Annotated in this window: 15 protein-coding genes; 8 read left to right on the top strand and 7 right to left on the bottom strand. The window is 69.6% G+C overall.

Annotated features, from left to right (window positions below; genetic code table 11):
• Positions 1-368 precede the first annotated feature (368 nt).
• From Aau02nite_RS24335 to Aau02nite_RS47460, 4 genes are all read left to right on the top strand, one after another.
• Entirely contained in the window at positions 369-587 is a 219-nt protein-coding gene (locus Aau02nite_RS24335; protein WP_212990865.1) for a hypothetical protein, read from the top strand.
• 43 nt (positions 588-630) lie between these two features.
• Complete coding sequence (locus Aau02nite_RS24330) at positions 631-1,089, top strand: AI-2E family transporter (protein WP_212990864.1); 459 nt, start codon at positions 631-633, stop codon at positions 1,087-1,089.
• Positions 1,035-1,649 (top strand): STAS domain-containing protein, encoded by a 615-nt coding sequence (locus tag Aau02nite_RS46665; protein WP_307857951.1) that lies wholly within the window; start codon positions 1,035-1,037, stop codon positions 1,647-1,649. Before Aau02nite_RS24330 ends, Aau02nite_RS46665 begins: the two co-directional genes overlap by 55 nt.
• A gap of 98 nt (positions 1,650-1,747) precedes the next feature.
• Positions 1,748-1,870, top strand: coding sequence for a hypothetical protein (locus tag Aau02nite_RS47460; RefSeq protein WP_281421021.1), 123 nt, complete (start codon positions 1,748-1,750; stop codon positions 1,868-1,870).
• Positions 1,871-1,949: 79 nt separating this feature from the next.
• Here the strand turns inward: Aau02nite_RS47460 and Aau02nite_RS24320 are convergent, their stop codons facing one another.
• The 3 genes from Aau02nite_RS24320 to Aau02nite_RS24310 are packed head-to-tail and all read right to left on the bottom strand — an operon-like array spanning position 1,950 to position 4,548.
• Entirely contained in the window at positions 1,950-2,519 is a 570-nt protein-coding gene (locus Aau02nite_RS24320; protein WP_246595400.1) for a GerMN domain-containing protein, read from the bottom strand.
• The gene (locus tag Aau02nite_RS24315; RefSeq protein ID WP_212990861.1) at positions 2,516-3,874 is read right to left on the bottom strand and encodes a sensor histidine kinase; all 1,359 of its coding nucleotides are present in this window, start codon (positions 3,872-3,874) and stop codon (positions 2,516-2,518) included. The genes Aau02nite_RS24320 and Aau02nite_RS24315 overlap by 4 nt, the downstream gene beginning before the upstream one ends.
• Entirely contained in the window at positions 3,871-4,548 is a 678-nt protein-coding gene (locus Aau02nite_RS24310; protein WP_212990860.1) for a response regulator transcription factor, read from the bottom strand. Before Aau02nite_RS24310 ends, Aau02nite_RS24315 begins: the two co-directional genes overlap by 4 nt.
• 294 nt (positions 4,549-4,842) lie before the next feature.
• On the opposite strand from Aau02nite_RS24310, the gene nhaA reads away from it, so the two are divergent.
• From nhaA to Aau02nite_RS24295, 3 genes are all read left to right on the top strand, one after another.
• Positions 4,843-6,168: a Na+/H+ antiporter NhaA gene (nhaA, locus tag Aau02nite_RS24305; protein ID WP_246595399.1), complete on the top strand. Its 1,326-nt coding sequence runs from the start codon at positions 4,843-4,845 to the stop codon at positions 6,166-6,168.
• Between the two features lie 71 nt (positions 6,169-6,239).
• Positions 6,240-6,764, top strand: coding sequence for a GbsR/MarR family transcriptional regulator (locus tag Aau02nite_RS24300; protein WP_212990858.1), 525 nt, complete (start codon positions 6,240-6,242; stop codon positions 6,762-6,764).
• Complete coding sequence (locus Aau02nite_RS24295; RefSeq protein ID WP_212990857.1) at positions 6,761-7,654, top strand: class I SAM-dependent methyltransferase; 894 nt, start codon at positions 6,761-6,763, stop codon at positions 7,652-7,654. The genes Aau02nite_RS24300 and Aau02nite_RS24295 overlap by 4 nt, the downstream gene beginning before the upstream one ends.
• A 63-nt stretch (positions 7,655-7,717) precedes the next feature.
• Here Aau02nite_RS24295 and Aau02nite_RS24290 read toward each other — a convergent pair whose 3' ends face one another.
• The 3 genes from Aau02nite_RS24290 to Aau02nite_RS24280 form a co-directional block, all read right to left on the bottom strand.
• Entirely contained in the window at positions 7,718-8,668 is a 951-nt protein-coding gene (locus Aau02nite_RS24290) for a universal stress protein (protein ID WP_212990856.1), read from the bottom strand.
• Positions 8,669-9,206: 538 nt separating this feature from the next.
• Positions 9,207-9,479, bottom strand: coding sequence for a hypothetical protein (locus tag Aau02nite_RS24285; protein ID WP_212990855.1), 273 nt, complete (start codon positions 9,477-9,479; stop codon positions 9,207-9,209).
• Positions 9,480-9,861: 382 nt separating this feature from the next.
• On the bottom strand, positions 9,862-10,752 hold the full coding sequence (locus Aau02nite_RS24280; RefSeq protein ID WP_212990854.1) for a universal stress protein: 891 nt from the start codon (positions 10,750-10,752) through the stop codon (positions 9,862-9,864).
• Positions 10,753-10,813: 61 nt separating this feature from the next.
• On the opposite strand from Aau02nite_RS24280, the gene Aau02nite_RS24275 reads away from it, so the two are divergent.
• Complete coding sequence (locus Aau02nite_RS24275; RefSeq protein WP_212990853.1) at positions 10,814-11,011, top strand: hypothetical protein; 198 nt, start codon at positions 10,814-10,816, stop codon at positions 11,009-11,011.
• Between the two features lie 89 nt (positions 11,012-11,100).
• Here the strand turns inward: Aau02nite_RS24275 and Aau02nite_RS24270 are convergent, their stop codons facing one another.
• Positions 11,101-11,307: a hypothetical protein gene (locus Aau02nite_RS24270; protein WP_212990852.1), complete on the bottom strand. Its 207-nt coding sequence runs from the start codon at positions 11,305-11,307 to the stop codon at positions 11,101-11,103.
• Positions 11,308-11,736: the final 429 nt, after the last annotated feature.

The raw sequence follows: 11,736 nt of genomic DNA, 5'->3' as shown, positions 1-11,736 counted from the left end.
AGTCCGTGCCACCGTCCGCGGTGCTCGGCGGGGCCGGCTCCGACAGTGCAGCGGAACCGCTCGGGGACCGGTCCGCCCGGCACCCGGGAACAACCGCAGGGTGAGAACGTCGAGCCAAGGCCGGTTCCCCGCCGGCCGATGAGAAGAGCAGGGACGCGTTTCGCTCCTGACCTTCACCCCGTACAGACGTCGAGGGCCGCGCCGGTGCACCGGCGCGGCCCTCGACGTCTGTACGGGCACGGTCGGATCCGCCGTCGTTGTCGCGGAACCGCCATGAACCCGTGGACCGGTTGCCATGTCGCCGGACCAGCCTGGGGAGAGCGAGCGCCCACGAGGCTGGGTGCCGAGGCAGGAAGGAACCGATCGGGATGAAAGCCGAGGACATCCGCCGATGGCTGCCGCTGGCGGTGATGGCCGTTCTGGTGGGCACCGCCTTCGTGATGGCGGTCCACCGTGGCCCGGCCTGGGGTGCCCTGGTGGCGGCGGTGGTGGGCGCACTGCTCTTGTTCTCCCTCGTCCGGCACCAGCTGCGGGCCACGACGATGGACAACGGCGAGGACTCGCGTACGGACAACGGCCGCGGGTGAGCCGGGACCCGCAGCCCCGGCTTCCGGCGATCGGGCTCCCGCGGTGGACGGACCCCGCGGCGGCTGGCGCGCGACCCCGGCGCCGCGCCGGCTCAAGCTGCCGGGCTGGCTGGCCGCCCTCACCACGGTCGTCGCCCTGCTCATCGTCGTGGTGGGTCCGCCGGCGCTGATCACGAACCAGGCGGTGGCCCAGTTCGCCGACCTCGAGGACCAGGTGGTCCAGGGACTCGACCGGATCCGCCAGTACCTGCCGGCCGGGCCACTGACCCAGACCCAGCTCAGCAGCGCCCTGGACGGCCTGGTGGAGACGCTGCGCGGCGCCGCGCCCGATCCGGTGTCCGGCGCTGCCACCGCGGTGCAGACCCTGGCATCCGATGAGCCGGACACCGTTGCGCAAGTGCCGCCGGGGAACCGGGCCAGCGCATCGCCCGGCAAGTGGCGTCCCGGATGCCGCCGGCGATCCGAGCAGCTAGCTCGCTGGCCGGGGCCCGCTCCTTCATAGAACCGTCACGTATCTGCGGACCTGCGGCCAGATCCACCACGAACCCTGGAGGAAGGCATCGAAGCCACCGAGAGGAGAACACCATGGCAGAGGCAGATGCGCGTGCCACGGCTGCGAGGGACACGACATGGCGTGCCCCGGACGCCTGTCGGACAGTGGCGGGTCGTGGGTTCCGACTCGGGGGAGGGCGCGTGGGGCCGTCTGCCGCCGGACGCACGGCTGGGCCGGCGCTCACGGGGATCGAGTTCGCCTGTCAGGTCCGGCGGGGCGTCGCAGTGGTGCGGGTGAGCGGAGAGATCGACATGGCCACCCGGGACGGGTTGTCCGCCACGATCACCCGGTACGCCCATGATGATCGGGTGCACGGCGTCATTCTTGACCTGAACGATGTGACGTTCCTTGACTGCACCGGCGTGTCGGCACTACTGGCGGCACGGCGTGCGGCTGTGGCGAGTCGATGCCGTTTCGCCGTTGTCAACCTTCAACCGTCGGTCCGGCGGGTGCTGCAGCTGACGAGCACCCTGGAGGTGCTGGGGACGCCGGGCGGGCACCAGTCGTGAGCGACCGTCGTAGGGGTGCTCTGCGGCTGCGGCTCAACGGACCCGGCAGGCGCGAAGGGGCACCGCGACGACGCTGGATTCTGCTCGCGGGTGCGACGGTGGGGGTCATCGTCGTGACGACGTCCGGGGTGGTGACCGTGCTACTGGTCATCGTGGTCGTCACGGCCCTGCTCGAGAGCCGGCTGGCCGGACGGTCCCGGTTGCGTTCGCGGCGCCGTTGAGTCCCGTCCGGTACGAACCGGTCGCCTTCCCGGTCGCTCCGCTCGCCGGCTGCAGGAGGCCGGCCCTGGTCCGGGGCGGTCATGCGGGGGCGGTCAGAGCGGTGTAGTCGGCGGCGGTCAGGCCACTGGTCGACAACTGGCCGTCGGCGCGGGGCACGCCCAGGGTCTCACCGTCGCTCTGGAAGCTGACCGTGGCGACGTCGGGCCGCGCGGTCAAGGTACAGACGATCTGGCCGAAGGCCAGTACATCGTCGGTGCGCCCGGACAGGTCGCTGTCGTCGCCGACCGCGACGGTCGCCCGGCCGGCGGTCAGGCTCACCCCCTCGACGTCGATGTTGCCGTTGAGAGTGCTGGAGAGGCCTGCAAGGCGTTCCGCCTCGGTGGGCCCGGCCAGCAGGTGCTCCATTTGTTGTTGGACGGTCGGTGCGGCGCGTATCCGGCGGATCACCGCGACGAGTCTGTCGGTTCGGACGAAGTAGAGAGGCTCCGCATCGGTTCCTCCCGCCGGGGTGCTGGGGGTCGACGTGACGATGATCGGCTGCGGGCCCGGGGGAGGGTCGAAGTCGCGCGGCTCCGCTTCGGACCGCACCCCGCAGCCGGCGAGGCTCAGCAAGCTGATCACCAGCAGGTGGACCAGGCGTCGGTTCACGGCGTACATCCCTTCAACTCGGCCCGGAACCGTGCTCCGCCACCGGGACGGTCGAGGATGTCAGCGTGTCCGCCATGCGCGGCAGCGTGCTGCGCCACCAGGGCGAGCCCGAGCCCGGTGCCGTCACCGGCGCCCCGAGAGTTCGCCGTCCGTCCCCTGACGAAGCGGTCGAAGATGCTGTCACGGTCCTCAGCGCTCACGCCCGGCCCGTCGTCGTCGACCTCGAGGAAGCAGGAGTCGTCGCTCACATGGCCGATCCGCAGGGCGATCGGACCACCCCCGTACTTCTCGGCATTGTCCAGTAAGTTCGCCAGCAGCTGCTCGATGCGACGGCGGTCCACCAACCACATCGCCGGTGTGCCCTGCTCGATCTGGACGATGCTGTCGTCGACGTTGCGGGATCGACAGGTCAGCCGGGCCAGGTCGGCGATGTCCACCGGAGTGCGCTGCGCCGGCTGGTCGCTGCGGGCGAGCTCGAGCAGGTCATGGACGAGGGCCTGGAATCGGGTGATCTCGTCGGCGATCAGGCCGAGGGCGGTGGCGGTGCGCTCGTCGAGATGCTCCCGGCGACGGGTGACGACGCTGACCGCGGCGGACAATGTCTGCAGCGGTGAACGCAGCTCGTGACTCACATCGGCAGCGAACCGGCGATCCCGCTGCATGCGGGCCGAGAGCTGGTCCACCATATGGTTGAATGACGTGGTGAGCCGGGCGAGGTCGGGTTCGGCGGCCGGGTCGAGGCGGGCGTTGAGTTTCCCCGTGGCGATGTCGTGAGCGGCTTCGGCGACGACGGCCAGCGGGCGCAGCACGTAGCGGCCGGCGTACCAGCCCAGCGCCGCACCGGCGACGGCGGTCATGATGGCGACGGCGGTCAGCACGAGTGCCAGCAGGCGGAGGTTGTCGTCGAGCTCGCGCAACGAGTCGATCTCGTAGAACGCGGCGGAGGTCGACAGCGGCACCGCCACTACCACGGCCGGGACCCCGTCGGTGCGTATCCGTTGTACCGCGGGTCTGCCCTGCTCCACTCTGAGCTGCAACTTCTGCGGGATGGCGGCGGTGAGACCTTCGTCAGCGGCGCGCCCGAACCAGGCCCCGTCGTTGCGCAGCAGAACCTCCCGCTCGCTGCCGGTGTCCAGGGACCACAGGGACTCCACCCCGGCCCGCTGTCCACCGGCGAGCCCGGCACTGACCACGGCCGCGTTGACGTACGCCGCCCGGATCGCGTTCTTCTCGCGTTCGTCGATCAGCGACGTGCTGACCAGCTGATACGACACCGAAGCCATGACGGCCGACAGCAGCAGCGCACCGACGGCGAATCCTGTGGTGACCCGCGCCCGGAGCCCGACCGACCTCATCGCTGGAGCTTGTAGCCGAGTCCTCGGACGGTGACGAGGTGGCGGGGATCGCTGGAGTCATCCTCGATCTTGTTACGGAGCCGGCCGACGTGAACGTCGACGAGTCGTTCGTCACCGGTCTCGTATTCCCAGACGCGTTGCAGGAGTTGCTGGCGGGACAGCACCCGGCCGGGATGTTCGGCGAGCTCGCACAGCAGGCGGAACTCGGTGCGGGTGACCGGCACCTGCTGCCCGCGTACGGAGACCTCGCCGGCTTCCGGGCGGACGGTGAGGTCTCCGAAGACCAGCCCGGGAACCTCCGTCGTGACGGCGGCCTGAGCGCGGCGGCGTAGCGCCCGGAGACGGGCCGACAGTTCTTTGACCGCGACCGGCTTGACGACGTAGTCGTCGGCGCCGGCTTCCAGAGCAGCGACGATGTCATGGGTGTCGTCGCGGGCGCTGACCACGACGATGGGTACGTCGTCGTCGCGGCGTAACTGCCGGATGCACTCGAACCCGTCGATACCGGGCAGCATCAGGTCGACCAGCACCGTGTCGGCCGGCTCGCGGCGCTGTCGTACGAGACCCTCCTCGGCGGTGGCGGCCCCGGAGACGGTGTAGCCCTCGTCCTCCAGCGCGAGCACCAGGGCCAGGCGGATCCGGTCGTCGTCCTCGATCACCAGTACGGCTGTCATGTCTCCATCATCCCCGCCGCGCATACCGCACGCCCCGCTACGGAGACCGCCGCGGCTTTTGTCATCCGACTGTCACAGGCCCGTACGGCGTCCGCCAAGCTCCGGCTGCATGCTGGCAGCGGTGAGCATTCCGCCTGGCGTGTGTCGACCCCGCCCTGGCCAGCGGGTCACCGTCGACGTGCAGAATCGGCTCGTCCTGCTCGGCGACGTCCTCTCGGATGTCGCGACGACGGGAAATCAGCGAAGGTAGGACGGAAACGCCATGAACCATTCCCGTTGCAGAGGGGCATGCTGGTGACGGACCACCCTGACGAGGAGCGCTCGACACGGCCGCGCCTGTTCCGGTTGTCGTCGTGGCGGGAGGCGAAATTCCTCGCCGAGGCGTTGCGGATGGAGACAGTCGGCGGTGCGCTGTTGCTGCTCGGCGCGGTTTTGGCGCTGATCTGGGCGAACACGCCGTGGACCGAGACCTACGAGCAGCTCAGGCGTTTCGTGCCCTGGCCGGGCGGCGAGCCGTTGCACCTCGATCTCGACCTGGCGCACTGGGCCGGTGACGGCCTGCTGGCGATCTTCTTCTTCGTCGTAGGTTTGGAACTCAAACGCGAATTCGTCGATGGCAGTCTCCGCAACCCCCGCCAGGCAGCCCTGCCCATCGTCGCCGCGATCGGCGGGATGGCCGTACCGGCGCTGATCTTCGTATTGTTCAACCTGGGCGACAGCTCCGCGCTGCAGGGCTGGGCAACCCCCACTGCCACCGACATCGCTTTCGCCCTGGCCGTACTCGCGGTGATCGGTTCGCATCTGCCGTTGGGGTTGCGTGCGTTCCTGCTGACCTTGGCCGTGGTCGACGACCTGTTCGCGATCACGATCATCGCGGTGTTCTACACCGACGACTTCAACCTGCTGCTCCTGCTCGGCTCGCTGCTGCCCATCGTGGTGTTCGCCTTGCTGGTGCAGCGCGGGAAGACGTGGTGGTGGGCGCTGATCCCGCTGGCCGTCACCGCGTGGACGCTCATGCATGCCTCCGGAGTGCACGCCACCATCGCCGGGGTGCTGCTGGGCTTCACCGTCCCGGTGCTGGCCCGCAACGGTGCTGAACGCGGCATGGCGGAGCACTTGGAGCATCGGTGGCGGCCTGTCTCCGCCGGTATCGCCGTACCGGTCTTCGCGTTCTTCGCGGCCGGGGTCTCGCTGCGCGGCACCGACCTCGGCGCGATCGCCACCGACCCGATCGTTCTCGGGATCGTCGCCGGTCTGGTCCTGGGCAAGGTGATCGGCATCCTCGGCGCGTCGTATCTCATGGCACGCTTCACCCACGCGGAACTCGACGATGAACTGACCTGGACGGACCTGCTCGGCGTGTCACTGCTGGCGGGGATCGGTTTCACCGTCAGCCTGCTCATCGGGGAGCTGGCCTACGGCGCCGGTACCGAACGCGACGGTGCGGCCAAGGTGGCCGTGGTCGCCGGCTCGATCATTGCCGCCACCCTGGCCGCGGTTGTGCTCAGCCGCCGCAACAAGGTCTACCGCCGCCTGCACGAACGCGCCAGCCGCGACGCCGACGCCGACGGCGTGCCGGACATCTACCAGACCTCGCCGCGACCCGGCGGCACCGACTGAGCGGCGCGTCGGGCACATGCACCGGACGATCGGACTGGACAGCGGACAGGTTTCAGTGAAGACTGAACCTTGTGAAACCGTCATCCTCGCCTGAAACGTCGACCGGTGACGCCTCGGCCCGTCCTTCCCCGGAAGCCCTCGAATGGGTGGAACGGCTGGCCAAGTACTGCGCGGACCAGGACGGCGTGCCGCTGATCGCCGGGCGGGTGCTCGGCTGGCTGATGATCTGTGACCCGCCGGAGCAGTCCGCGCAGCAGATCGCGACCGCGATCGGTGCCAGCCGGGCGTCGCTGTCGACGAACCTGCGCCTGCTCAGTTCCGTCGGCTTCGTCCGTGTCCTGACCAAGCCGGCGAGCCGCACTGTGTACTACCGCGTCGACGACGACGCCTGGGAGAAGGTCGTCCAGCGGCAGATCGCCTCGCTGGCCTCCCTCGGCAGGATTCTGCAGGACGGCACGCCGCTGGCCGGGTCGTCGCCTGATCGCGGTGGGCGCATAGCCGTGGCCAACGACGTCTTCCGATGGATGCAACAGATCTTCGACAACGCGCCGCCGCTGCCCTCGACCACCCGCGCAGCCGAGGAGTCACGACGATGACAGCACGACCGCCCGCGGCGCAGACCGCCTTCGGCCCGATGGTGATCGCCGCGTGCGAGCAGCTCCTCCCGGCGCACCAACGGCTGTTCGACGACCCGGACGCCGTCCGCATGCTTCCACCCGGCCAGCGCCTGATCGTGGGCGCCTGCCGCTGGAAGCCGGTCCACCGGCTGCTCGTGCGGGCCACCGACAGCAAGGCACAGGGCCTCTGGGCCGGCATGCTGTGCCGCAAACGGTACGCGGACGACAAAGTCCGGGACGCCCTGCACGACGGCATCAAGCAGTTCGTCTTCCTCGGTGCCGGGCTGGACACCCGCCCCTACCGGCTCGTGGCGCCGACCGGCGCCCGTTCGATCGAAACTGATCTGCCGGCCAACATCGCCTACAAGCGCCGCCGCCTCACCGAGGCCTACGGCCGGCTACCGGCCGGCACCACGCTCACCGCAGTCGACCTCGAGACCGACGACCTCACCGACGCGCTCACCGCGGCCGGCTTCGACTGGAACGAACCAGCCATGGTCGTCTGGGAGGCCGTCACCCAGTACCTCACCGAGGACGCAGTCCACAGAACACTCGCCGGCATCACCAGGGCAGCGCCCGGCAGCCGGCTCATCGTCACCTACCTGCGCCGCGACTTCCTCGACGGCACCCGGGACTACGGCGCCGCACCCGCGCGGCAGGAGTTCGTCACCAAACGCCAGGTCTGGCACTTCGGGCTGCTCCCCGAAGAAACCGCCGCGCTGCTGGGCGGATACGGCTGGACCGAACACGAACAAGTCGGCCCTGCCGAATACGCCGAACGCTACCTTCGCCCCCTCGGGCGAGACCTGGCCGTGTCGCCGATCGAACGATTCGTGTACGCCGACCGCTCGACCGACGCCCCCACGTAGCCCGGACGATCAACGCACTGCACGGAGACGGCACCGGGCCACCTCAACAGGTCCGGCCCGGGGTCACCCGGGTGTCTCCGTGTCGCGGACCACGACCACCGGGCAATCGGCCCCGGCCAGCATCGCCTGGCTGGTCGAGCCGAGCAGCAGACCCGACAGCCGGCCCCGGCCACGGGACCCGACGACCGCCAGTACGGCGCCCGCAGTGCTTTGCGGCAACGCCTCCTCGGCACTGCCTTCCAGGACCAGCTCGACCGCGCCGACGTGGGGGAAGGCGGAGCGCCACGGTGCGGTCACGCCGGTCACCAGGCGGCCGGCAGCCCGGCGCAGCTCGGTGAGGTCCGGCCCGGTGGCCATCGTGTGGACGACTGCCTGCCCGGCCCCGACCGGTACGACCGGTGGAGTCCACGCGTGTACGGCGACGAGGCCGGCATGCCGGCGGGCGGCCTCGACGAAGGCGAATCGCAGCGCCGGCTCCGAGGTCTCCGACCCGTCGACCGCGACCACCACCGGACCGTTGGGCTCGCCCTCACCGCGCACCACCACGGTGGGACAGCGCGCGTGCGCCGAGACCTGCATGCCGACCGAGTCCGTCAGCGATCCGCGTAGCCGGCTCAGTCCCCGGGAACCGACGACGAGCAGGCTGGCTTCCGCCGACGCGCCGACCAGCACGTCGACGACACCGCCCGGCTCGACGCAGCCGGACACCTCGACGCTCGGAGCGAACATGCGAGCTTCCGCCGCGCCCACGGCCACTATGCGCTTGCCGGGGCGGGCCCGGCGGCGGCGCGGGGTGGCACCGACGACGCTCACCGGCACCGGAAGCACGACCGTCGCGCTGACCGACTCCTTGAAGGCGTGGACCAGGCGCAGCCGGGCGCCGGTCGCCCGAGCGTGCCTGGCAGCCCACCGTACGGCAGCGATCGCGCCGTCGGATCCGTCGACGCCGACGACGATCGTGGCGAGTCGGCGATCAGTGCCGGTATGGCTGGTACGAAGCCGGATGTCAGACATGGAGCCTCCCATCGCTCAGTGAGGGATCGCACACGAGCGCTCACGCCCGCGGACCGATCTCGTTCAAGTAGTCCTCCTGCGCATGGCGGAAGGCCTGCGGGGGCATCATCGTTTCGTGACGAATACGCTGCACGCCCATCGGTGACCGGGCGGTCGGGGGAATCGCGTATTCGGTCCGCAGGCCCTCGGCTTTCATCACCCGCCGCAAGCGCCGGCAGGCTCAGCGCGGTGACCAACAGGACCACCGCCGTTCCCAGCACCGCCACGGCGTCCACCTGCAGCGGCCGGCCACCATGGCCAGCAGCACCGTCGCCAATCCGATTCTGCCCGGTACGGCCACAAGCCGGCCGGCCACGACGGCACCGCGGTCTGACGCACCACACCACACCGCACACACCAGCAAAAAAGGCCATGCCGAAACGGATGACCACGATCAAGCACTCTGACGAATCGAGGCAGAATCGTCGTAGCAGATCCGAAAGGGACTACCGAACGGCTTCCGAATGCGCTGGCCCAACCAGCTTCACTGGGGCAGGATTTATTCGTGACTGGAGTCGGATAATCCCGCCGGAGACGGCTTTCTGGAAGGGGTCTTATCCAGGACGAGCTGCGCGGCGCGGGTAGCGTTCGCGGCGGCGTCGAGTGTGGCGTGTTCGAGCGCAGCGGCAGCTGGCCGGTCCAGGTAGACGTTTGTTCCGGGTACGGCGACCTCGCCACCTGCGTTGTCCGGCACGACCGAGAAGCCGAATTTCTCGTCGTCGATCTTTCTGATGCTCAATCCGGCGTGCGGATAGGTTTCGGTATTGGTCATTCGTCGTACGGCTCGAGCGGCATTCCCGGTAACGGCTATCATTGTGGATCCTCCTTTGCGGGCCAGTGGTTCTCTTTCCGCTTGCCCATCGTGCCCCGCGGACAACCCAGTCCGACTGATAAGTCACGAGACTTTCACGAAGCCGCGAAGATTGTCATGCGACCGTCAACACTTACTGCAGTCGACTGATCTGGTCGGAAGCGTAGCCATGGGCTGCGGGTGATAACGACTACCAACGCCGTCCCGTATCGCTTGGTCCTCGGGCTGATCGAGGTGGGTGGTCTGTCGGCCACGAGTCCCACCGCCGTCGCGGACACGCCACAGCCATGCCTGCACGGTGGAACGCACATTGGCACCGTACGGGGTGTCACGCTGTCTGCGGTCAGGCTTGTACGTTGCGTATGACGGCGACGGGGCAGGTGGCGTGGCGCAGCACGGATTGGCTGGTCGAGCCGAGCAGTAGTCCGGTGAAGCCGCCGTGTCCGCGGGAGCCGACGACGATCATCGCCGGTTCGGTGGCGGCTTCGAGCAGGGCGCCGGCGGGGCCGGCCTCGGTGAGTCGCTCGGTGACGGGTACGTCGGGGTACCTCTGCCGGTGGCCGTCCACCGAGTCGGTGAGGACCTGCTGTGCCGTGCGTTGGTAACGGGCTCGATCGTCGCCGGCGGCCATGGCGAGGGCGGCGGCTTCTGCCGGTCCGGTCGGCAGGGGCGTGCTCCACGCGTGGACGGCGACGACGGTTGTGCCGAGGCGGTGAGCCTCGGCGAACGCGAAGGTCAGTGCGGCGGCTGCGGGTTCGGAGCCGTCGACGCCGACCACGACAGGGCCGGTGGCGGGTGCCTGGCCTCGCACGACGACGGTCGGGCAGCGCGCGCGTCCGGAGACCTGCGAGCTGACCGAGCCGAGGAGCATGCCTTTGAACCCGCCGAGCCCGCGGGAGCCGACGACGATGACATCGGCATCGTCGGAGACGTCAATGAGTGCCGGTGCGGCGCCCTCGACGCGCAGGTCGGTGATCACGTCGATGCCGGGGGCCCGGGCGTGCGCTACGTCGGCCGCCTTGGTGAGGACGGCTTCGCCGGCCGTGGCGAAGTAGTCGTCCGGCGCGGCGGTCGCGGCTGTCAGGGGCATCGACGGGGCGGGTACCGGCCTGATGTACGCGTGCAGCAGCCGCAGGTGAGCGCCGGTGCGCTCGGCGCGGCTGGCTGCCCACCGTACGGCCAGGTCTGCGTCGGGTGATCCGTCTACGCCTACCACGATCTCGTAGTTTCCCATGGTCGTCTCCCCTTTGGTTCACGGAATGTGGCGCGCAACAGTCAGGCGTCGTGGTGGTGTCGTGAGTGAGCGGAGGCTCTTCGTGTGGTTGGACGACGAGGACCGGTGCGGTGACGTCCTGCGGGCTGCCACGGCCGTCCTGCTCCCGGTTCCCGACGACCGGTGGCTGGGAGGCGAGCAGACGCAGCCCGGCGCACACGTTGCGGCCGATGACATTGCCGCCGTGAATCAGCCGGCGCCGTACCACGTCTGGCGCTGAAGGGGCCGCGACGAGAACGTGGACGGCGGCGGCAGGATCGCAGCCCGGTGGACCAGGAGCGGTCCAGTCCACGTCGGGCCGGCTCAGCTTCAGTCGCCTTCTGCGGCGCGTCCCTCCGGCTCGCCGGACTCACCCGTGCGGCCCTGGTCCGGGCCGTACGGCGACTGTTGGTCGGGTGGTACGTTGCGGTGTTCCTGCCGGGCGCCTCCGGTGCCGCCCGGCTGCGGGCCGTCGCTGTCCTGCACGAGACGGGTCTCGCCACTGCGTCGCATCTCAGGTTGCTGCACGTTCGGCATGACAAGTTCCTTTCGTCGTTCACCGGTGGGCCGGGCGGCGCCACCTTCCGGGCGCTGAAAGTCTGTCGGGACGGATGCCCGCGCGAGCTGCGCAGAGCCGAGCTCGCGCGGGCAGACGCCACCGCGGCTGTCCGCCGTTCCGGACCGGGGCCACGTCTACCCGGCCACACCCTTGATGAGGTGACCAGTGGTCCATGAACCGCGGATCGACTGGTGTCGCGCCACCGAGCTGTGGCGATGCGGCTCGGTGGCCGCACCTGGCCCGCTACCCCGGGGACGGACGGGCCGGTCAGCAGGCAACAGACACCATCTGGTTCGAAGCGTTGCGCAGCGAGATCTCACCGACCTGGCGATGTCATGACGATTTCGTGAAATTGACGCCGTCGTCTCGACAGCGCTCGATACCGTGGTCGTCTCTGCGGTTGACGA

The organism is Actinoplanes auranticolor (assembly GCF_018332655.1).
Taxonomy (GTDB): domain Bacteria; phylum Actinomycetota; class Actinomycetes; order Mycobacteriales; family Micromonosporaceae; genus Actinoplanes; species Actinoplanes auranticolor.
The sequence above is the reverse complement of the archived record's forward strand: the minus strand, read 5'-3'. Positions and strand labels throughout refer to the sequence as shown.